The following is a 21102-nucleotide window of genomic DNA, read 5'->3' as shown; positions in this document are numbered from 1 at the left end:
TCAGTCCCGTGCCCCCGCCAGTGCCACCGCGCGGTACCGCAGTGCCATGGCCGCCGACAGTACCGACGCAAACACGGTCAGTACCGCGCAGGTGCCGACGACTCCGGCGAGGGCCGGCCACGGCAGGACGGGGGCACTGGGCACAGACAGGAGGCGCAGCGCCGCCCACATCCCGGCCAGGTTGAGCACGGCCACGACCAGCCCCAGTACCGCCCCGACCACGACCACCGTCAGCGACTCCGCGCCGATCAGCCGTAGTACCTGCCATCCGGTGGCGCCCGCCAGCCGCAGTACGGCCAGGTCGCGCACCCGGTCGGAGGCGGCCATCACCATGGTGTTGACCAGGGAGATCCCGCTGTAGAGCAGGGCGATGCCGAGAACCAGGAAGAGGCCCGCCCGGGTCGTGGTGTTGGTCCCGGGGCGTGTGGACGTCAGCCATGCGTCCCGGTCCGACACCTGGCCGCCGGCCGGTCCCACCGCCCCGCGCAGCGCCTCGGCCACCGCACTGGCGTCCGCGCCGGCCGCGACGGCGACGTCCACCCGGTCGACCGGCGCGCCCGGCGCGTTGGCGGAGGTGACGTAGACCCCGTTGTCGCCGGTACCGGTGGTCATCACGGCGGCGATGCGCAGCGTCTTCTCCGTGCCGTCACCGAGCCACACCCGTACGCGCTCGCCGACGGAGTGCCGCTCCCACTCCTCGTTGACGATGACCGAGCCGTCGTCCAGGTCGGTCACCTTCCCCGCCGCGAGCGGCAGCCGGGTGGTGGCCGCCAGCGCGGCGGGGTCGGCGACGGCACGCGCGTCGGACCCGACGAGGGCCACACCCTCTTCCAGGACGTACACGGCGGTCGAGGAGGCCGGGGAGACGGTGGCCACGCCCGGTACCGCGCGCAGCCGGTTCACCGCCGCCGCGTCGAAGCCGCTCTCGTCCGTCGCCGTGACCACGAATTCGGCGGCTGTCCGCTCGCGCGCCTCGGTCGCGCCGGCTTCGTTCAGCGTCGCGGTGGCGCCGAGGAGGGAACCCGCGAGGGCGACCGTCACCAGTACCGGTGCCGCCACGGCAGCCGTGCGGCGTGTCCCGGCAGCGGCGCTCTCCCGCACCAGCATGCCCGCCGCCCCTGGGAGCCGGGCCGGCAGCCAGGTCAGCAGCCGGGTCAGGGGCCGCACCACGACGGGGGCGAGCAGCGCCGCCGCACTGATCAGCAGCATCGGCCGGCTCACGTACGTCTTGCGGTGCAGGAGGTCTCCGGGGTCGTCGGCGAGGGCGACGGCGAGCGTCACCAGCGCGGTCAGCAGCAGGGCCACGCCGCACAGCCACCGGCCCCGGGTCATGGCCCGGGGCTCCACGGACGCCTCGCGCAGTGCCTGCGTGAGGGCGGTCCGGCCGGCCCGCCAGGATGCCGCGACGACGCCGCCGAGGGCGACGAGCAGCCCGGTCCAGAAAGCCAGGTGGTACGGCCACGTATGGTCGCCGATGGTGAACCAGTCCGGTGCCAGGCCCTCGTCGACCACCCATGCCGCCAGGTGGGGGGCGCCGTACGACCCGAGCACGCAACCGGCCGCCGACGCGAGGACGCCCACCGCCAGCCCCTCGGCCAGCACCGTCCGGCGGACCTGCCCGGGGGTGGCCCCGGCGGTGCGCAGCAGTCCGAACTCCCGCCGCCGCTGCGCGACCGCGAAGGCGAAGGTGGACGCCACGACGAACACCGACACAAAGGCGGTGACGCCACCGGCCGTGCCGAACAGGGAGTTCATCGCGGTCAGCGCCTCGCTGTCCTGCTCCGAACCGGGGTCGGCGTACCGGCGGTCGTCCCCGGTCAGCACCCGCACCCCCGCGCTGCCGCGCACCGCGTCCCGCACCGCCGCCGGGTCCGCGTCGACCACCAGCTGGAGGCTGGCTGGGGAGAGCCGGGCGGCCTGCGCGTCGGTGTAGAAGACGGCGTTCTCGAAGCCGCGGTCCGCCACGGTGCCGACGACCTCGACGACGCCCTGGCGCGTGCGAAGCCGTTCGCCGGGCGCGGCCCAGCCGCCGCTGACGACGACCTCCCCGGCGGCGTGCGGCGCGCGGCCCGCGTCGATCTCGTACGGTGCGAACGCGGCGGTGGACCACGGGTGCCCCACCAGGTCACCCGGCCAGTCCCCGGGCCCGCTCGCAACACGCACCGGAAAGGACCGGTCCTCGACGATCCGGCCGAGCCGCCGCAGCTCGGAGACCGTCCCGGCGGGCACGGCACGCGGCCGGGCGAGCTTCTCCGTACGGTCGCCGACCGGTGTGGACACCCGCAGCGTGTCCTGGCCCCGGACCACGACCGGCGCGGCGGCGAACCGCTCCGGTGCCCGGTCCGGTGCGGCCGACGAGGAGGCGAGCGCCAGTCCCGTCACCGCAAGCAGTGCGACACCCAGACACAGGGCGACGAAACTCCCGGCGAAGGTGACCCATCGGGTGCGCAGGGTGTGGAGGGTGACGATCAGCACGGGGCTGCCTCCAGCCGAGTCATCCGAGTGGCGATGGCGTCGGCTCCTGCCCCGGTCAGCTCGCCGTCCGGTCGGCCGTCCACGAGGAAGACCACACGGTCGGCGCGGGACGCGGCCACCGGATCGTGCGTGACCATGACGACCGTCTGGCCCTCGCGGTCGACCATGCCGCGCAGCAGGGTGAGCACCTCGCGCCCGGTGCGTGAGTCCAGCGCCCCCGTCGGCTCGTCGGCGAACAGCACCTCCGGGCGGGTGATCAGGGCGCGGGCGAGGGCGACGCGTTGCTGCTGGCCGCCCGACAGCTCCGTGGGTCGGTGCCGGGCGCGGTCGGCGAGCCCGACCTGGGCCAGCGCCTCGCGCACCCGGGAGCGTGAGGGGCGGCGTCCGGCGAGCCGCAGGGGGAGTGCCACGTTCTGCGCGGCGGTCAGCGACGGCAGCAGGTTGAACGCCTGGAAGACGAAGCCGACGCGTTCGCGACGCAGCAGGGTCAGCCGCCGCTCGCTCAGCCCCGTCAGCTCCGTGCCGCCGAGGACGACCGACCCCGACGTGGGCCGGTCGAGACCGGCCGCGCACTGCAGCAGGGTCGACTTGCCCGAGCCGGAGGGGCCCATGACGGCGGTGAAGGTGCCGCGCGGAAAGGCGAGGGAGACCTCGTCGAGCGCCGTGACGGCGTTGTCGCCCAGGCCGTACCGTCTGCTGACGGAGCGCATTCGGATGGCGTCGTCGCTGGTCATCTGTTCCCACTTCCCGGTCGGTGGCGCGGTGCCTTCACGAAACCGCGCGGGACGGCACCGGCGCAGTGCGGCAGGGGTGAGAAGAGGGGTAGGGCAGGCCATACCCCCGAGACGCCCACTGGGCCGATGGCAGCGCCGCTCACACGGGTTCTACGGTGATCCGCATGCGTCCCCGCCCCCGCCCCCGCACCGTGTGGCAGGCCCTGCCCGCCCGCGGCTACCTGATCTCGCCGTGGCCCTGGCGCGCCGTCGCCTACCTGGTGACCGGGGCGGTGGCCGGAGCCGCGACCCTGGTGGGCATCGTGGCCGCGCTCGCCGTCGGGGGCGTTCTCTCCGTCGTCCTGGTGGGGCTGCCGCTCCTGGTGCTCACGGCCCTCGTGGGCATCCCCGTGGCCCGCCTGGAGCGGCACCGGCTGCGCCTGATCGACCGAGCCCCCGCCCCCGCCCGGCCGGTGCGGCAGCCGGCCGCCACCGGCCCCTGGCCCTGGCTGATCATCCGGCTGCGGGAACGGGCGACCTGGCGGGAGCTGGGCCACGCCCTCCTCTTCGCCCTCGTCCTCTGGCCGCTGGACGCCCTGGTCGTGACCTTCGCCCTGGCCGCGCCCCTTCACCTCGCCACCATCCCGCTCCTGATGGCCACGGCAGGCGGCGGCGAGGAGGCGAAGGTCCTCAAGCAGTGGACGGTCATCACCTGGCCGGCCGCGTCCGGCGTCGCCGTGTTCGGGTTGTTCCTTTTCGTCCTCGGCGCCTACGCGCTGGGCCTGGCGGCGGGCGCGCGGGCCGAGCTGACCCGCGTCCTCGTGACCGCCCCGCACGAGGGCGGCGCGGAGGCCAGGCTCGTCGAACTCACCCGCTCACGGGCCCGGTTGGTGGACGCCTTCGAGGCCGAGCGGCGCCGCATCGAACGCGACCTGCACGACGGCGCCCAGCAGCGCCTCGTCGCCCTGACCATGGCCCTCGGCCTGGCCCGCCTGGACGCGCCGCCGGGACCGCTCGCCGACCAGCTCGCCAAGGCGCACGGCGAGGCGGGCAAGGCGATGGAGGAACTGCGCGAGCTGATCCACGGCATCCACCCCAAGGTTCTCGCCGACTACGGCCTGCCCGCGGCCGTCGCCGACGCCGCCGACCGTTCCGCCGTCCCCGTCGACGTCACCCTGGAACTGCCTGGACGGCTGCCCCGGGCGGTGGAGGCCGCCGCCTACTTCGTGGTCTGCGAGGCCCTCGCCAACATCGGCAGGCACAGCGGCGCCGACCGCGCGGAGGTGACCGGCGGCCACCGCGACGGACGGCTCGTGCTCCGGATCCGCGACGACGGCCGGGGCGGGGCGGACGCCGCGGCGGGCAGCGGGCTGACCGGACTCGCCGACCGGGTGTCCGTGCTGGATGGCAGACTCTCCCTGTCCAGCCCGCCGGGCGGACCGACCCTGCTGAGCGTGGAGATTCCTTGCGCGTGGACCGAACGCTTCGCGTAGTACTGGCCGAGGACAGTGTGCTGCTGCGGGACGGCCTGACCGGCCTGCTGGCCCGCTTCGGCCACGAGGTCGTGGCGGCCGTCGGCAACGCGGACGCGCTCGTCGCCGCGGTGACGGAGCACGCCCCGGACATCGTCGTCACCGATGTGCGCATGCCGCCCGGCTTCCAGGACGAGGGCCTGCACGCGGCCGTACGCCTGCGTGAGGAGAGGCCGACGCTGCCCGTCCTCGTCCTCAGCCAGTACGTGCAACGGACCTACGCCGCCGACCTGCTGGACTCCGGCGACGGCACCGGCGTCGGCTACCTGCTCAAGGACCGCGTCGGCCAGGTCGAGGAGTTCGTCGACGCGCTGGCCGAGGTGGCCGACGGCGGCACGGTCGTCGACCCGGAGGTCGTACGCCAGTTGCTGCGCCGCCGCCGTGACCCGCTGGAGCGGCTGAGCCCGCGCGAGCGCGAGGTGCTGGCCCTGATCGCGGAGGGCCGGTCCAACGCGGCCATCGCCCGCGAACTCGTCGTCTCCGAGGCGGCCGTGGGCAAGCACATCGGCAGCATCCTCACCAAGCTCGACCTGCCCCCGGCGACCGAGACCCACCGCAGGGTGCTGGCGGTGCTGACGTATCTGCGGGCCTGACGCCCGTTTCGCCCGGCGGGTGAAAGAAGGTGTACGGGTTCGGTCACAAGTCCCGCACGGAACGGCACTTCATCTCCATGCGGCGGCACGATGGAGCGCCGAAAGCCCTCGATCGCATCGCGCCGCGTCACCAGGAAAGTGAGCCCGTGAGTTCCGTCCCGCCTCCCGACCGTTCCGACGACGAACCGGCCCCCTCCCTCTCCGACGAGGAGTTGGAGTCGTTCCTGCGGGAGGCCGCCGAAGGCGGTGGGGCCCCCGCGCCCAAGGAGCCGTCGGCGCGGGCGCGGATGGTGGCCGCACGGCTGCGCGAGCAGGAGGAGCCGACGCCCTGGCGTGGCCCGCAACCCGCCCCGAAGCGTCGGCGCCGGTGGGGCGCGGTCGTCGGCGTGGTGGTGCTGGCGGCGGTCGCGGTGATCGCTCTGCGGCCCTCCCTGGTCACGGACCACCTCCCCGGCGGGGAGGAGGAGGCCGCCGCGTCGCCGGCGTCGCTGCCCGCCGAGACGGCGCGGCCGAGCGGTGCCCCCGGGGACACCGGCGGGTCGGAACAAGCCACGCGCGACGATCCGTTCCGCGGCTCGCCCGCCCTGCGCTGGGCCGACGGCGCCGACGCCATCGAGCTGCCGGAGGCCAAGGCGGTGGCAGGGATGAGCAAGGCCGACGCGGAGCTGGCCCTGCGGCGCACCAAGGAGTTCCTGGTCGCCGCGAACCTCGATCCGGACGTGATCGCGGGCGGACAGCCCGACGAGGCGCTGGGCCTGCTCGACCCCGAGGCGCAGAAGGACCTGCTGCCGGACCAGCGGCAGGGGCTGCGCGAGCCGTCGAGCGAACACGACCCCGTCGGGCTGTTCAGCCGGTTCGACCCGGACGAGGTGCGGCTCGCGGGCGACGTGGTCAAGGTGCGCGGACGCATGTCGCTGGCCGGGGGGAAGCCGGGCGAGATCAAGGTGCACGCCGACTACACCTTCGTGTACCCGCTGGTGAAGGCCGACGGCGGCGACCACGTCGAGCGCACCATCGTGCGCCGCGAGATCACGACGCTGCTGCTGGACCCCGACCGCTGGTACGCGACGCCGGGCAGGCTCGCGATCCAGGAGTACAAGGTCAACACGTTCAACACCGCGTGCGCGGTGTACGACGGCTACCTGCACCCCGTCTTCCCCGAGGACCGGAAGCAGGCGGCCGGGCCCTCCGTCGATCCGTACGACCGCAGCGGGGAGTTGAGGGACACGGAGGGGAAGGAGTGCGGCACGGTCACCCGCACCTGAGGACCATAGCCGTACGACGACGTGACCGGGCCCGGGCGCTCTCCCTCACGCACGCCCGGACCCGTCCCCCGTTGTCCCCTGTGGGGGTCAGTGGAGCTTCACGCCGTCACAACCGTCACCCGACACGTCACACCCGCTGCCACAGCGCGGGCACGTTCGACGGCTCCCAGCCCGGCTGGGCCTGGTGGCCCTGCAGGCAGCGGTAGGTGGCGCCGCCGTACGTCACGGTGTCGCCCGGCTGGTAGACGGTGCCGGCCGCCCAGGTGCCGCCGGGCTCCTCACCGCCGTCGTCACCGCCACCGTCGTCACCGCCGCCGCCGGTCGTCTTGAGCGTGAGCCCGTAGTTCTGCAGCAGCGCGTTGATCGGCTGGAAGAAGGTCTCGCCGCCACTCCGGCAGTCGCCGGAGCCGCCCGAGGTGACGCCCTGCGCCTGGCTGCCGGAGATGTAGGAGCCGCCGGAGTCACCGGGCTCGGCGCACACCGTGGTCTTGGTGACCGGGGAGATGGTGCCTTCCTGGTAGGTGACGCTGGTGTTCAGCTGCGTGATGGTGCCGCAGTGCCAGCCGGTCGTCGAGCCGGAACGGCACACGGACGCGCCGACCGGAGCCGCCGTGGACCCGGTGACCTGGACGTTCTGCCCGCCGGCGCCGTTGACGTACGGGGTCGCCGTCCAGTTGGAGTTGGTGGCCACCCACGCCATGTCGCGCCCGGGGAAGATGGAGCCCTGGAAGGTGCCCTGGGCCACCTGGTTGGAGCCGGTCGTGCTGGAGCCGGCCCGGCCGCAGTGGCCCGCGGTGGCGAAGCCCTGCTGGGTGCCCTTGGTGATCGGGAAGCCGATCGAGCAGCGGCTGCTGTTGTTGATGTAGTAGGCCTCGCCGCCGCGCAGGTCGTAGAAGGTGCGGGGCCGCTCGGTGCGGCTCTCGACGCGGGCGAGGGAACGGTCCACACCGGCCGCCGCCAGCAGCGAACGCGCCGCGGCCGGGCGTATCGCCTCGACGACGACGGTGTTGGTGCGCGTGTCGACGTACCAGACGGGCGCGTCGGCGGTGTCCAGGCCGGCCGCCGCCTTGTCCATGCGGGCCTTGGCCGCGTCCAGGTCGGCGAGCGAGTGCCGTACGACCTTCGCCTCGGCGCCCCGGGCCTCGATCGCGGAGACGTCGCCCGCGTCGGTCGTCGCGACGGTCAGGGTGCCGGACTCGGCACCGGCCACCCACGCCCCCGCGAAGTCGCCGGCGAGCGAGGCGCGCAGCCGGGCCGCCGTGGCCCCCGCCTCGGCCTCGTTGGAGAGGCGGCGCTCGGCCTGTTGACGGTCGAGGCCGAGGTCCCGCTGCATGGCCTTGAGCAGAGCGGGCGGCGCGGCGTCGGTGCGCAGGGTCTCGGCCGCGGTGGGGGCGGCGGCGTCGGCGGGTGCCGTCCCGGCGCTCGCGGAGCCGCTGAGCCCGGCCACGAGCAGGGCGGCGGTCGCGGCGACGGCGGCACCCATGGCTCTGCCGTGTCGGTGTCGGTGGTGCATGGGGGATCTCCTCGGTCTCGGTGGGGAGGTGCCGAAACCGTAGGGAGGGACGACCGGCCGTCATAAGAGCTCAGTCGGCCCCCTCCCCGGCGTTATGGGTGCGCTGCCGCCGGGCGGGAGGCGTCAGGGAACCCGGTGCGCCGACATCCACTCCGTGTAGCTGTCGCTGTTCGCCGCCACGCTCGCGTGCGCCATGCGCGCCTGGGAGAGCACGGCGCCGGCGGTGTCCTGCCGCTGTGTCGCCGCGTGCCAGCCCAGCAGGTGCCGCCAGGTCAGCGGGGTGCCGGTGAGCGGCCGGGTCACGATCTGGGGCGTGGTCGGAAAGGTCGCCCGGCACAGCCCGACCGCCCGCCCCACCTGCACCAGGTGCACCAGCGACGCGGTGTCCGTCTCGTACATGCGGCGTGGGGTGAACCCGGCGCGGGCGCAGGACGCGGTGAAGCAGTCGCCGAAGCAGCCGTCGCCGGGTACGCAGGCCCACTCCTCGTCCGCCAGCTCGGTCAGGTCCACCTCGGCGCGGTCGGCGAGCGGGTGGCCCTCGGGCATCATGACGAACACCGGGTCCACGGCGACCTCCCGCCACACCAGCCCCTCTCCGGCGGGCGGCGAAGCGGTGCCGCAGGTACCGGCCAGGGCGAAGTCCAGCCGTCCCTCCGCGAGTTGGCCGGCCAGCTCACGCTCGGACCAGGAGGTGCAGGTCGTCATCCGGGCGTCGGGCGCCACACCGGCCAGCCGGTCGAGGAGGGCGCCCAGTAAGGGCCCGTGGGTGCCGCCGATCCGCAGCCGCTCCGCCGTACGCGGCGCGCGGGCGAACCGGGCCGCCTCCTGCTGCAACTCGGTCACTGCCGGGAGCACGATCCGGCTCCGCTCCAGCACCAGTTCGCCCAGCGCGGTGGCCCGCACGCCGTGCCGTCCCCGGACGAACAGCGCGCCGCCCAGGGCCCGTTCGATCCGCTTGAGCTGTGCGCTCAGCGCGGGCTGGGCGAGCCCGAGAGCCGTCGCCGCCCTGGTGAGGCTCCCGGCGTCGGCGATGGCCCGGACCGTCTTGAGATGCCGCAACTCCAGCTCCATGAGGGGAGCTTGCGACGCGGTGAGGGCGGGGGCAAGAGGTTGGTACGGACCTCTGGAGGAAACTTCAAGTACCTGCTTCCTCGTTCGCGGCGAGCAGCTCCCGCGTCCGGCGCAGCAGCGCCTCCCGTACGGAGCCCGGCGCCAGCACGCGCAACGGCGCGCCGAGCCCCAGCAGATACCCGGCCAGCCCCTCCGCGCTCGACCCGCCGACCTCGACGACGGTGGCGTCCGGACCGTCGGCCCGGTGCAGCCCGACCGTCGCGGGAATCAGCCGCAGCGCCTGCTCCATGGGCACCGGCAGGCGGACGGTGGCCCGCAGCGCGTACGGTCCGGTCGCGCTCGCGCGGGACACGAGTAGCGCCGGATCGGGCAGCGGTTCGGTGAACTCGACGGCCCGCCCGGTCGTCTGCAGCCGCTCGACCCGGTCGGCCCGGAACGTCCGCCACTCACCCCGCTCGACGTCGAGCGCCACGAAGTACCAACGCCGCCCGGTGTGCACGAGCCGGTACGGATCGACGTCCCGCACACTGGCCCGCCCTTCCCAGTCCCGGTACGCCATCCGCGCCCGCTCGCCCCGCCGGCACGCGGCCGCCAGCTCCAGCAGCGTCCCGGCCGTGACCTGCGGTTCCCCGGCCGCCCTCGGCGTCTGCACGAACGCGTCGTCCATGTCCCCGAGCCGCTCCGCGACCCGCCGGGGCAGCACCTGCCGCAGCTTCAGCAACGCCGACAGCGCGGCCTGGTCCCCGCCGAGCGCCCCGCTCAGCGCGGCCTCCCGCAGGCCGACGGCCACGGCGAGGGCCTCCTCGTCGTCCAGGATCAACGGCGGCGTCCGCGTCCCCGGCCGCAGCCGGTACCCGCCCCACGGCCCCGGATCGGAGTCGACGGCGTACCCCAGCTCCCGCAGCCGGGCGACGTCCCGCCGCACGGTCCGCTCCGTGACCTCCATCCGCCCGGCCAGCTCACCGCAGGTCCAGGCGGGACGGACGGCGAGCAGCGAGACCAGCCGCAGCAGCCGGGCCGAAGTACTGAGCACGGTCCCGAAGTCTGTCACGCACCCACCGCCGACCAGGACCGAACCTGTCCTGATCACGTCCTACGGTCTTTCCCATGACGACAACGGAGAACACCGCAGCACCGGCCTTCCGCTACTCGGCCGTCACCTTCGACTGCTCCGACCCCGCCGCGATGGCCCGCTTCTGGGGCGAGGCACTCGGCCTCACCGTCTCCTTCAACACCGACGACTTCTACTTCCTCAGCGGCAAGGACGGCGCCCCCGGCCTCGGCTTCCACCGCCTCCCCGACTACCGCCCGCCCACCTGGCCGGGCACCGACCAGGAGAAGCAGGCCCACATCGACGTCGGCGTCGACGACCTGGACGCGGGGGAGGCCCACCTAGTCGCCCTGGGCGCGACGAAGCCGGACTTCCAGCCGTCGCCGGACCGCTGGCGGGTGCTGTTGGATCCGGCGGGGCATCCGTTCTGTGTTTCTACGGTGGCGTGAGCCGGGAGGACTACTCGTCCTCGAAGACGGACTCGGCGGTGGGCGTGGTGACGGCCCGTGCGAGCCAGTGACGGAGCAGCTCGGGGTCGTCGCACGCCGTGATGCGCGCACGGACGTCGTCGGAGACGCTGAGGCCGCGCTGCTCGAGGACCAGCAGGACGTCTTGGGCACCCTGCTGGACACGGCCTTGTTCGCGGCCCTGTTCGCGACCTTCATCGCGGATCTCTTCTGAGATGTACGACTTGTAGAAGGAGAGGTCCACAGCCACCAGATTCCTCCAGAGGTGCCTGGCCGGGCGGTTGCCCAGCCCATGTGCGGTGAATTCGACGATGGGGGCGGCAATGTCTTCGGGCGTGTCCCGCAACGCGGTGGACAGGGCCTTCAGTATCGCATTGACGACCGGCTCCGCGGCGTGTGTGATGGCCGCCAGACTGGCCAGGACCAGGTCGGCACGGGCCTCGTCCGGCTCGGTGATCACCGGCATGTTGTGGGGGCCGGCGACCACGGGCCGCAGAGTGAGGGTGGGCAACTCGGGCGGTCCGCTGGTCACGGCCCGCTGCGCCCACTTCGCCGTGGCGTGGTCCTGGCAGACGACCAGGAGGGCTGCGGGCAGCCGGTACTTCGTCCACAGATATGAGACGTAGTACGCCCAGCTCGCGGGTTTGTTGGGGTCCTTCTTTCCCTGGGCCTCGACCGCGAGGAGGAACGGTCCCTGTTCTGCGGTCTCGAAGCGCAGGAGCGTGTCCACGCGCCGTTCGACCGGGCTGGCCTCGGTGAGGTCGGTCGGCAGCGCCGTTGCCCCGATGGGCCTGGGAATGTCGACGCCGAGGAAGTGTGCGACGCGACTGAACAATCCGGGGTCGTGCTGGAAGATGCGATGCATCGCCTCGTGGGGCGGGCTGACCATGGGGTTCCTTGCTTCGGTTAGGGGCGGGCGGCTGTGCGGCAGTCGCGGCACAGGCCGGGGGTCGGGGCCCGGAAGCCGCGGTCGCAGCCCTCGCAGTTCTGGAGCGGGTGGCGCGGCGGCGGTACGGCGGCCGGTGGTGCGCGGAACGGGGGCGGCGGTGGCAGCCGGTCGGCGAGCCGGTGGGCCAGGAGGGCGGCCGGGCGGCGCAGGAGTTCGTCCGGGAGGCCGGCGGTCAGGGCGTGGCGTACGGCGTCGGGGGCGACGTCCCGCTCCAGCCAGGCCGCGACCCCTGGGACCAGGTGGGCCGTGTCGGTCGCCGAGAGCAGCAGCCGGGAGTCGCGTCGTCGCAGGTCGGCGAGGAGGTCGAGGGCCGTCTGGAGGAGCGCGGGGGCCTTGCTGCCCGGCTGCGGGACGGCGGGGAGCGCCTTGTGCCCCGTACGGCGCGGCGGCGGGGGCGTGCGCCTCGCGGGCGGGCACCCCGTGTCGGCCGGTTCGCGGCGGCTCGCGTTCGGCTGGTTGCAGGAGACGGTGCGGGTGACGATGCGGCCGGTCTCGGTGCGGTGGCGTTCGCGGCGCAGGTAGCCGTGGGCCTCCAGCTCCCGCAGGGCGGCGGCGATACGGGTCGGGCCCTCCGGAAAGCGGGCGGCGAGCGACTTGATGTCGGCGCCCGCGCCGGTGGGCAGCGACTGGAGGTGGCAGCCGAGGCCGATCGCGAGGAGCGACAGCTCCTTGTGCTGGACCAGGTGGTTGCCGATCACCACGAAGCGGGTGGTGTGGCGGGTGTTGTCATGAGTGATGCCGCCGCCGTGACGACGCGTACAGGACGGATTGGCGGCGGGGGCTGACTGGGGGCGCGCGGGCGCGCTAGGGTTTTGGGTATCCATCGGGAAGCCTTCTTCTTCCTTGGTGGTTAGGCCCTCGCACCGGGATTGCAGTCCCAGCGGGGGCCGATGTCTTTTCGGTTGTTTGCGCTGAGAGCAGGGGAGTTGGGGGCCCGGAAATCCAGCTGAGCCGGTGATGTTCACCCGCCCGGGTGACGACGCGCCTCGGGCGGGAGGGGTGGGGCTTGGTGGGGGTCATTTCTCCCCGGGTTCTTTCTCTTGGTAGGTCGCCGACGGCACCGGAACCTCAGAACCTGGGTTCCGGTGGCGTACAGCGCAGTTCCGCCCAGACGGTCTTGCGCGGGAAGCGGCCCTCGGTCACCCCCCAGCGGAGCGCCAACGCCTCCACCAGCAGCAGGCCGCGGCCGGATTCCGCCTCAAGAGAGGGCTGTCGGGGGTGGGGGAGTTCTTCGTCCCTGGTGTCGGTGACCTCGATGCGGAGGGTGTCGCCGACGACGTAGAGGGTGAGCCGGAAATCGCGTCCCGGGACGCGTCCGTGGGCGCTCGCGTTGTTGGCCAGCTCGGCGACGAGGAGGCGTGCCGGGTCCAGGGGCAGGCCCCAGGAACGCAGCTGCTCGGTCGCGAGCAGACGGGCGAGGCGGGCGCCGCGTGGTGTGGGAGAGAGCTGCACGCTGAAGTTGCGGACGGACGCGGTGAGTTCGGTGGTGGATTTCTGGTTCACGTCACTCAGCGTGGTGGTGTGTGCGTACCGTGAGAAGTGACTCAGCGGGTACGTACAGTGACTGTCCGGTGCTTGTCCAGTGGTGTCGGTGCTGTCGGGGAAGGGGTGCGGGATGACGGTCGAGACGGACGAGTCGGGGTGGGAGGTCGACCCCGACGACGAGTGGGGCGTCGCGGTCATCACCACGGTGGGACGGCAGTTGAAGCTCCGCCGCGAGGCGGCGGGCATGCGGGCCGGCGACTTCGGAGTGGCTGTCGGGTACGGGGAGGACCTCGTCTACAAGGTCGAGGGCGGCAAGCGGATCCCCCGGCAGGAGTATCTGGACAGGGCCGACGAGGTGCTGGGGGCCGGTGGGCTCCTGTCGGCGGCCTGGGAGGACGTGAAGAAGGTCCGGTACCCGAAGAAGGTGCGGGAGCTGGGGAAGTTGGAGGCGAAGGCGGTTGAGATCGCCGTGTACCAGTGCAACAGCGTCAACGGCCTGTTGCAGACGCCGGATCACGCGCGAGCCGTTATCGGAGCGGCCCAGCCGCCGTACTCGCCGGACGATGTGGATCGCATGGTGGCTGCACGGATCGCGAGGCGAACAGTCTTCGAGCGCTCGCCTGCCCCTGCGCTCAGCTTCGTCCTGGAGGAGGGTGTGGTGCGCCGTCCCATCGGGGGAACAATGGTGTGGCGTCAGCAGCTCGAACGGCTGCTGGAGGTCGGACGGTTGCACAACGTGGTCCTCCAGGTCATGCCGATGGACTGCGATACCCATTCCGGAACGGACGGCACGATTGAGTTGCTGAAGTTCGAGGACGGGTCGGCGGTTGGTCGGTCCGACGGCGCCTTCGGTGGTCGGCCGACCTCGGACCCCAAACACCTGCGCATCCTTGAGCTGCGGTATGGCACGATCCGAGCTCAGGCGCTCTCGCCTCGGGAGTCGCTGGCCTTCATCGAGCAACTGCTGGGAGAAACATGATCCGCGAGACCGAACTGGTCTGGTTCAAGAGCAGCTACAGCAGCGGCAACGACGGCAACTCCTGCGTCGAGCTGGCCCTCACCCCCGGCACCGTCCACGTCCGTGACTCCAAGACCACCGACGGCCCCCGTCTCGCGCTCACGCCGGAGGCCTGGGGGGACTTCGTTACGTACGCCTCGGCGAGTTGAAACGTTCTGCCTCCTGATTCGGCTGAAAACGAGTGACGCAGGGAATACTCTGTGTGTCGCGCGGAGCCGGTGGGGGGCCACATGGGGCTGTTCGGAGAACGCCGGGCGTTCCTGGAGAAGTTGAGCGACGCCGATCGCCAGGCCCTGTCGGGGCTCGGGCATCGGCGTGATTACGCGCCGCAGGAGCAGCTCCTCGGCGAGGGCGAGTCCGGCACGTCCGTGCTCGTCATCCTGGCCGGCTGGTGCACGGTGTGGCGGGCGACCGAGCGCGGGCGGCTCATACTCGCCCTGCGTCAAGGCGGCGAACTGGTCGGCGAGATGGCCGCGCTGGACGGACGTCCGCGCAGCGCCACGGTGACCGCGCTGGACGGCGTGCGGGCGCTCGCCGTACCCGGTGACCGCTTCCGGCACTTCATGGCCGCCCGTCCCTTCGTGTCCGCGCTGGTGATGGCGCAGCTCACCGAACGCCTGCGCAGTGCGGACGACCAGCGCAGCTTCCTCGCCTCGGCCACCGTCCTGGAACGGCTGGCCGCCTGCCTGGTGGAGCTGGCGGACCGTACCGGTCGCAGGGAGAGCGACGCGGTGGTCATCCGGCTTCCCCTGTCCCAGCACGAGATCGCCGCCGCGATAGGCGCGACCCGCGAGGCCGTGGCCAAGGCGCTGCGACTGCTGCGTGAACAGGGGCTCGTGCACACCGGGCCGAAGGTCATCGCCGTCGCCGATCTGGAGCCGCTGCGGCTGCTCGGCGGGACCGGCACGGCGCACGGCACCGGCACCCGCGCCGCGCACAACGGCGCGCAGCCCGCTCGCGGCCGACGGCCGGGTGTGTAAACGGCTACAGCGCGGCGCGTGGTGCGCCGGGAGAGTTGCGGCAGACGGTCGTGGCCGGCGCCGTAGAGGCCGGGCGAGAGGCAGGGGACCATGCACGGCGAAGCTCAGTACGGACAGTACGGATTCATCATCAGCCTGGACACGCAGGGGTCGGGCTCGATCCCCGACCCCGACCGCCCGGCCCTGCGCAAACGGATCTACCGCGCGGCCGAGGACGCCTTCGCCCAGGCCGGTATCGGAGATGCCCGGCTGGCCCAGGAGGACCGCGGCGACGGCATTCTCGCCGTGGTGGAGCCGCGCCGACCCGAGGCGCTCGTGGGGGAGTGGACGGAGTACCTCCACCAGAACCTGCGCCGGATCAACCGCGAGCTGAGCCGCCCGCTGCGGCTGCGGGCCGGGCTGGACGTCGGGCCGTTCACCCCCGACCGGCACGGCTTCTCCGGCACCGCGGTCGACCTGGCCTGCCGGATCGGCAGCTGCGAGGAGGCCAAGGCGGTGCTCTCCGGCCTGCCGGACGCGCCGCTGCTGGTGGCCGTCACCGACCGGCTCTACCAGGACGTCGTACGGCACGGTGGCCGGTGGATCGAGCCGGAGCACTACCGCCGGTACGTGGTGCGGCTCAAGGAGGGCGAGCGGTACGCCTGGTTCACGGTCCCGGGGCGTGGCGCACCACCACCGGCCGCCGGGAACGGCGCACCCGCATCCGACCCGGACCGCGGCGACGGCCCGGACTCCGCGACGCGCACGGACCGGGACGAGGCGAGCGGCTTCCATTTCGGTGAGGTCACCGTCAGGGACCAGGCACAGGCCTTCCAGGGGAACTTCGGGGACATCACCATCGACCACCGTCGCGGCGTCACCGACCCCGGAGCGGAATCATGAGCGGCGGCGACGCGGACGCACAGCCCGCCCAGGGGGATCACGGGAACCAGGGGAACCAGGCGGATCAGGGGCACGGACGCTCGCGGGACCCGGAAGGCGAAGACGGCGGCCGGGCGCGGTCCGGCAGGGCGGCACACGGGCAGCGCGACGACGCGGGCAACCGGGCCGCGAACGCCGAGGACGACATCCTGGGCGGCGACTCCGACGCCGACCCGTCGGCCAAGGGCGGCGGGGCCACGGCGGGGCCGGGCGCCGCCCACTTCGCCCGGGAGACCCGGTCGGTCTTCCTGCGCGGCAGCAGTACCTACGTCGGCGGCACCATCAACTCGGTCAACTTCCGCTTCGGCGAGACCGTACGGGGCGCGCTGCTCGCGGGGCCGCTGCCCGAGGACGAACTGCTGCGGCTACGGCGGCGGTTCATCGCCCCGCCGGACTACGACGACTTCAAACGGCAGTTGCGCGAGGACCACCTGCTCGTGCTCTGCGGCCAGCCCGGCAGCGGACGCATGTACACCGCCCTGTCACTCCTCGACGACCTCGGCCGGGGCAACGTGTCCCGCCTCGACCCCGGATCCGACCTCGCCGGGCTGGACGCCGGCGACGACGACAGCCGTATCGCCAAGGGCCACGGCTACGCCCTGGAACCGGCCGACGGGCGCCTGCCCGCCGAGCTGCACCTGGACCGGCTCCGCCGTCTGCTGGCCGACCGCGAGTCCTACGCCGTCCTGCTGTCCGTACCCGACCCGGGCGACCGCGGCACAGGAGGCGGCCGGGCACGGTACGAGCGCAGGCACCGGCCGGCCGCCGAGGACGCCGTACTCGACGGCCACCTGGAGGCGGAACTCGACGGCGGGCCGACCGGAGCCAGGGAAGCGGCCCGGCGCCTGGCGCACGACGGCCGGGTGCGCGAGGCACTGGGCCTGGAGATGCTGTTGCCCGCGGAGGCCGCCCGGCTCGCCGGCCTCGTCGCCCGGCGCGTCACCGGCGGCCTGGCCGAGGCGGAACTGCTCGCTCAGTGCCGCGGCTTCGCCGCCGAACAGGTGCGCGCCTGGTTCGCGGGCGGTGCCGGGACCGAGACGCTGCCGGTGCTGCGGGAGGCGGCGTTCCGCATCTCGCTCGCGGTGTTCGGCGGCAGTTCGGTCAACATCGCCGCCGAGGCGGCGGAACTGCTGGCCTGGGAACTCGCGGTCACCGTCGACCCCGAGCGGGTACCCGGACGGCCCGTGCTCGGCGACGGTCTTCAGGCCCGCCTCACCTCGGCCCGGGCCACGACGGAGACCCGCAGCCAGCCGGTGGTCGCGGGGAAGCACATCCCCGTGCGCACCGTGCGGTTTCGCGGCCCCGCCCTCGCGCCGGCCGTCCTCGCCCATCTGTGGGAGCACCACCACAACATGCGCGGCCCGGTGCTGCGCTGGCTGGACTCGCTCTGCCAGGACGGGCGCGAGGAGGTGTGGGTCAGGGCCGCGGTGGCCGCGGGCGAGCTGTGCCGGCTGGACTGCGCGCACACCCTCGGGGAGCTGCTCATCCCGATGGCCAAGGCCGACCAGGCCCGCCGCGGCCTGTTCGTCGCCACCGCCCTGCAGGTCGTACTGGAGGACCCGCAGGCCCGGGAGGCGCTCCGCGCGCTGGTCAAGACGTGGAGCAGGAGCGGCCAGGCCAACCTCCGGTGGACCGCCGCGGTCGCGCTCAGCTGGGGAACGGCGGCCCGGACCGTGGGTGAGGCGCTGACCGCGCTCGGCGGGATCGGCACCTGGGACGACGGCCGGCTGCGGACCGTCGCCGCACAGGGCGTGGCCCACCTGGCGGGATTCACCACCGACCGCGAGCCGCTGGCCAGGATCAGGTCCTGGCTGGGCGACGGCAGGCGGCAGCACCAGAACCTCGGCCTGGCCGCCACGCTGCTCCTGGCCGAGCTGACGGTGGAGAGCGTCTGGAACCCGGCCGAGGAGCTCGGTGGACGCGAGCAGTGGCCACTCGCCCTGGCGATCTGCGCGACCCGTCCGGACCTGGCCGCCGACGTCGCGGGACTGCTGTGGACCGCGCTGCGCACCAGCCGCTCCTACCGGGCCGCGCTCGACATCCTGGGCGGGTGGCTGCGCAACTGCCGCGATAAGGCGTGGGAGACCGAGGTCCTGCGCTTCCTGCCACGGCTGGTCCTGGAGGAGGACGACCGGCAGCGCCTGGTGTGGCTGATCGGCGAACTGTCCCAGGACCCCGACGAACCGTTGGAACCGGAGCATGCCCACCGCCTGCTGCAGGCGGTCCAGGCGGCCCAGGTGGGAGGAGCACGATGAGTCAGTACAACCCCCAGGGGACGCCGGACAAGCCCGGCGCGGCCGAGGCGCCACTGCCGGACGACCTGCGCGGTCCGTTCCTGAAGGAGATCCACCCGGACGGCCCGTACAGGCACCGCGAACTGCAGCGTGCCGCCGTCGTGTTCTACCGCAACGGCGGACACAGCGTCATCACCGCACAGCGCGTGGAGCACGTCGACCGGCCCATGCTCGGCAAGAAGCCCAGGTCCGTCTGTCTGATCGCCCGCGGCCGGTACCAGGCCTCGTTCGAAATGCTGCTGCCCAGCCGCGGCGACCAGGGCGACTTCCTGTGCGCCGTGGACGTCCACTGGGAGGTCGCGGACTACGTCCTGACGGCGGAGAAGCAGGTACGGGACGTCGAGAAGATGCTGCGCGCCCCGCTCCTGGCGCGGCTGCGGATCCTCACCCGGCGCTACGGACTCGAGGCCGCCCAGGCGGCCGACGAGGCGATCCAGGCCGAGCTGGCGGGCGGCGCCTGGGCCGACTTCGGCACCGAACTCGGCCTGAGCACCGTGGTCTACGTGCGGATCGACCTGGGGCAGGCCGCCAGGGACCACCAGGCGGCCCTGGTGGACGTGCGGTACACCGCCGGCCAGCTGTCGGCCCAGGACCAGGCCGACGCCGCCCGGGTGGAGGCCAACCTGTCCGCGGCGCGCCGGCTCATCGCCGCGGGGGAGACCGAGCAGTACGCCACCCTGCTCGCTCAGGACCCGTCCCAGGCCGGGGAGATCCTGAGGGAGCTGCAGAGCCAGGCGCGGGAGAACCGGGAGGGCGCACTGGCGTTCTTGTCGCAGCTGATCGAGAACGACATGGTGCAGAGTCATCAGATCGACCGAGCGGTCGTGCAGCAGCTCCTCGAATACGCCAAGGTCACCGGCGGCGCGCTGTTCGAGCAGGGGCTGCCGCAGCCCCCGGCCCAGCTGCCGGCGCAGCAGCCCTCGCCCGCGCTGCCCGCGCCCCCGGGCGGGGCGGGGCACCCCACGGTGCAGCAGCCGGCCGCCTCGGCGTGGAGCCCGGCCGCGCCGGTCGCGCCGGGGGTGCCCGTCGCGCCGGGGGTGCCCGTCGCGCCGGGGGTGTCGGGGGTTCCGGGGGTGCCGCCTCAGCCGCCGGCGCCGCCGACGGTCGACTTCCCGTTGGCGCCGCCCGCGCCGCCGTCTCCGTCCACGGCGGACCTCCCGCCCGCGCCGCCGCCGACCGTGGTGGCGGCGGTCGTACCGCCTCCGCCACCCGAGGCCCCGTACGGGGCACCGGCACCGGCGGACCCGCCCGCGCCCCCGGCGCAGCCGGCGACCGTCGACGGAAAGATCAACTACGTCAGACAGGGACGGCGCCGCACCCGCCCGGGCAAGGGCGGCTCGGGCGGCGGACCCGATGCCTGACCCGGCGCCGTCCCCCGTCCCGCCCGCGACCGGGCGGGAGCCGGCCCTCTACGTGGCCGAACGGCTGCTCGCCCACGCGCGGGAGGACCTCGCCCGGGCCGACAGCAAGGCGGCGGTGCTGCTGTCGGGGGCCGCCTTCGCCCTCCCGGCACTGCTGCTGAGCCGGGCCTGGGGGCCCTCCGCGCCGGTCTCCGGGGGCGCGCTCGCTCTCCTGATCGCCGGGGGACTGCTGTGGGCGGCCGGTACGGCCCTGCTGGTCAAGGTCGTCCTGCCGCGCACCGGCACGGCCCGTACGGGGCCCGGCATGACCTTCTTCGCCGACGCCCTCGGCCCGTCGGACGACCTCGACCGCCTGGTCCGGGCGGTCACGGCCGCGGCCGAGGACCGGGTGTCGTGGCTGGCGGTGCAGCTGATGGACATCAGCCGCATCCTCGCCGCCAAGTACCGCTGCCTGCGGGTGGGCACCTGCTGCCTCCTGGCCGGTCTCGCCCTGGGCGGCACGGGAATGATGCTCCTCTGAGGCGACCCGCGCTTCCGGTCAGCCCGTGGGCTCCACGACCTCCTGAGTCCCCACGACCGCCAGCAGCTCCAGCAGCCCCGCGCTGTCGGTCCCGACGGCCGGGGTGAACCAGAGGAGCCGCTGGCGGCCGTCCTCGCTGAAGAGGTGGAGGCAGTTGACCTCGATCAGGCCCAGCGTGGGATGGACGAGGCGTTTGCGGTCCTCCCGCCGTCGGAAGGCCACGTCGTGGTCGGCCCACAGCGCGGCGAACTCGGGGGAGACGCGGAGCAGCGTGCGGATCATCGAACCGACCTCCGCGTCGTCCGCGTCCCGGCGCCCGGCGGCGGCCCGCAGGTCGGCGACGAAGGAGCGGGACTTCTCCTCATGGTCGTCCTCCGGGTACAGGCGCCGCGCGTCGGGTTCGGTGAACCACCGGTGGACGAGGCTGGCCCTGGGCCCCCGGAAACCGGACTGGTCCCCGAGCAGCGCCACCGCCAGCGGATTCTGTACGAGGGTGACGTGCAGGTCGGTGATCACCTGCGCCGGGGTCGAGTCCAGCCGCCCCAGCAGGTCCAGCATGCCGGGGTGGACGTGCGACGCGGCCCCGCCCTGCACGGGCACCGGCCGGTCGGCGATCCGGTACAGGTAGTCCCGCTCGTCGCCGGACAGCCGCAGCGCACGCGCCAGCGCGGCGAGCATCTGCTCGGACGGCTGGGACCCGGCGCCGCGCTCCAGCTCGTTGTAGTAGTCCACGGACGCCCCCGCGAGGTGGGCTACCTCCTCGCGGCGCAGCCCCGGCACCCGGCGGCGCGGCCCGGCCGGGAGTCCCACGTCGCCCGGTCGGATGCGCTCGCGCCGCGACCGCAGAAACGCTCCCAGCTCGGCGTACTTCACAGCGCTCATGCCGACCATTGT

20 protein-coding genes are annotated in these 21102 nt (G+C 73.5%); 11 read left to right on the top strand and 9 right to left on the bottom strand.

Annotated elements, in window-relative coordinates; translation table 11 throughout:
- On the bottom strand, positions 1 to 2475 hold the full coding sequence (locus ABS735_RS33345; RefSeq protein ID WP_373901431.1) for an FtsX-like permease family protein: 2475 nt from the start codon (positions 2473 to 2475) through the stop codon (positions 1 to 3).
- Entirely contained in the window at positions 2469 to 3209 is a 741-nt protein-coding gene (locus ABS735_RS33340; RefSeq protein WP_373901432.1) for an ABC transporter ATP-binding protein, read from the bottom strand. The genes ABS735_RS33345 and ABS735_RS33340 overlap by 7 nt, the downstream gene beginning before the upstream one ends.
- A gap of 164 nt (positions 3210 to 3373) precedes the next feature.
- On the opposite strand from ABS735_RS33340, the gene ABS735_RS33335 reads away from it, so the two are divergent.
- The 3 genes from ABS735_RS33335 (at position 3374) to ABS735_RS33325 (ending at position 6578) form a co-directional block, all read left to right on the top strand.
- Positions 3374 to 4681, top strand: coding sequence for a sensor histidine kinase (locus tag ABS735_RS33335; protein ID WP_373901433.1), 1308 nt, complete (start codon positions 3374 to 3376; stop codon positions 4679 to 4681).
- Entirely contained in the window at positions 4660 to 5313 is a 654-nt protein-coding gene (locus tag ABS735_RS33330; protein WP_373901434.1) for a response regulator, read from the top strand. The genes ABS735_RS33335 and ABS735_RS33330 overlap by 22 nt, the downstream gene beginning before the upstream one ends.
- Positions 5314 to 5459: 146 nt before the next feature.
- Positions 5460 to 6578: a hypothetical protein gene (locus tag ABS735_RS33325; protein ID WP_373901435.1), complete on the top strand. Its 1119-nt coding sequence runs from the start codon at positions 5460 to 5462 to the stop codon at positions 6576 to 6578.
- A 127-nt stretch (positions 6579 to 6705) separates the two neighbouring features.
- Here the strand turns inward: ABS735_RS33325 and ABS735_RS33320 are convergent, their stop codons facing one another.
- The 3 genes from ABS735_RS33320 to ABS735_RS33310 form a co-directional block, all read right to left on the bottom strand.
- Positions 6706 to 8091, bottom strand: a complete 1386-nt coding sequence (locus tag ABS735_RS33320) for an alpha-lytic protease prodomain-containing protein (protein WP_373901437.1) — start codon at positions 8089 to 8091, stop codon at positions 6706 to 6708.
- A gap of 123 nt (positions 8092 to 8214) precedes the next feature.
- Positions 8215 to 9162, bottom strand: coding sequence for a LysR family transcriptional regulator (locus ABS735_RS33315; RefSeq protein ID WP_373901438.1), 948 nt, complete (start codon positions 9160 to 9162; stop codon positions 8215 to 8217).
- A gap of 64 nt (positions 9163 to 9226) precedes the next feature.
- Positions 9227 to 10195, bottom strand: a complete 969-nt coding sequence (locus tag ABS735_RS33310) for a helix-turn-helix transcriptional regulator (RefSeq protein ID WP_373901439.1) — start codon at positions 10193 to 10195, stop codon at positions 9227 to 9229.
- Between the two features lie 74 nt (positions 10196 to 10269).
- Between ABS735_RS33310 and ABS735_RS33305 the strand changes: the two genes are divergently transcribed.
- Positions 10270 to 10662: a VOC family protein gene (locus tag ABS735_RS33305; RefSeq protein WP_373901440.1), complete on the top strand. Its 393-nt coding sequence runs from the start codon at positions 10270 to 10272 to the stop codon at positions 10660 to 10662.
- A 10-nt stretch (positions 10663 to 10672) separates the two neighbouring features.
- Here ABS735_RS33305 and ABS735_RS33300 read toward each other — a convergent pair whose 3' ends face one another.
- From ABS735_RS33300 to ABS735_RS33290, 3 genes are all read right to left on the bottom strand, one after another.
- On the bottom strand, positions 10673 to 11569 hold the full coding sequence (locus tag ABS735_RS33300; protein ID WP_373901441.1) for an RpnC/YadD family protein: 897 nt from the start codon (positions 11567 to 11569) through the stop codon (positions 10673 to 10675).
- A gap of 17 nt (positions 11570 to 11586) precedes the next feature.
- Positions 11587 to 12453, bottom strand: coding sequence for a helix-turn-helix domain-containing protein (locus ABS735_RS33295; RefSeq protein ID WP_373901442.1), 867 nt, complete (start codon positions 12451 to 12453; stop codon positions 11587 to 11589).
- Positions 12454 to 12697: 244 nt separating this feature from the next.
- Positions 12698 to 13132 carry an ATP-binding protein gene (locus ABS735_RS33290; protein WP_373901443.1) on the bottom strand — a complete coding sequence of 145 codons (435 nt, stop codon included), beginning with the start codon at positions 13130 to 13132 and terminating at the stop codon, positions 12698 to 12700.
- 112 nt (positions 13133 to 13244) lie between these two features.
- Between ABS735_RS33290 and ABS735_RS33285 the strand changes: the two genes are divergently transcribed.
- From ABS735_RS33285 to ABS735_RS33255, 7 genes are all read left to right on the top strand, one after another.
- On the top strand, positions 13245 to 14093 hold the full coding sequence (locus tag ABS735_RS33285; RefSeq protein WP_373901444.1) for a helix-turn-helix domain-containing protein: 849 nt from the start codon (positions 13245 to 13247) through the stop codon (positions 14091 to 14093).
- Positions 14090 to 14281: a DUF397 domain-containing protein gene (locus ABS735_RS33280; protein ID WP_373901445.1), complete on the top strand. Its 192-nt coding sequence runs from the start codon at positions 14090 to 14092 to the stop codon at positions 14279 to 14281. Before ABS735_RS33285 ends, ABS735_RS33280 begins: the two co-directional genes overlap by 4 nt.
- A gap of 81 nt (positions 14282 to 14362) precedes the next feature.
- Positions 14363 to 15112, top strand: coding sequence for a Crp/Fnr family transcriptional regulator (locus ABS735_RS33275; protein ID WP_373901446.1), 750 nt, complete (start codon positions 14363 to 14365; stop codon positions 15110 to 15112).
- Between the two features lie 90 nt (positions 15113 to 15202).
- Complete coding sequence (locus ABS735_RS33270) at positions 15203 to 15994, top strand: hypothetical protein (protein ID WP_373901447.1); 792 nt, start codon at positions 15203 to 15205, stop codon at positions 15992 to 15994.
- Positions 15991 to 18288, top strand: coding sequence for a hypothetical protein (locus ABS735_RS33265; protein WP_373901448.1), 2298 nt, complete (start codon positions 15991 to 15993; stop codon positions 18286 to 18288). The genes ABS735_RS33270 and ABS735_RS33265 overlap by 4 nt, the downstream gene beginning before the upstream one ends.
- Complete coding sequence (locus ABS735_RS33260; protein ID WP_373901449.1) at positions 18285 to 19688, top strand: hypothetical protein; 1404 nt, start codon at positions 18285 to 18287, stop codon at positions 19686 to 19688. The genes ABS735_RS33265 and ABS735_RS33260 overlap by 4 nt, the downstream gene beginning before the upstream one ends.
- Positions 19681 to 20208 (top strand): Pycsar system effector family protein, encoded by a 528-nt coding sequence (locus tag ABS735_RS33255; protein WP_373901450.1) that lies wholly within the window; start codon positions 19681 to 19683, stop codon positions 20206 to 20208. Before ABS735_RS33260 ends, ABS735_RS33255 begins: the two co-directional genes overlap by 8 nt.
- Before the next feature lie 18 nt (positions 20209 to 20226).
- Here the strand turns inward: ABS735_RS33255 and ABS735_RS33250 are convergent, their stop codons facing one another.
- Entirely contained in the window at positions 20227 to 21099 is an 873-nt protein-coding gene (locus ABS735_RS33250; protein WP_373901451.1) for a helix-turn-helix transcriptional regulator, read from the bottom strand.
- Positions 21100 to 21102: the final 3 nt, after the last annotated feature.

The sequence above is a fragment of the Streptomyces sp. MMCC 100 genome (genome assembly GCF_041538145.2).
Taxonomy (GTDB): domain Bacteria; phylum Actinomycetota; class Actinomycetes; order Streptomycetales; family Streptomycetaceae; genus Streptomyces.
Note: the sequence above shows the minus strand (reverse complement) of the source record. Positions and strands in the feature narration are given on the sequence as shown.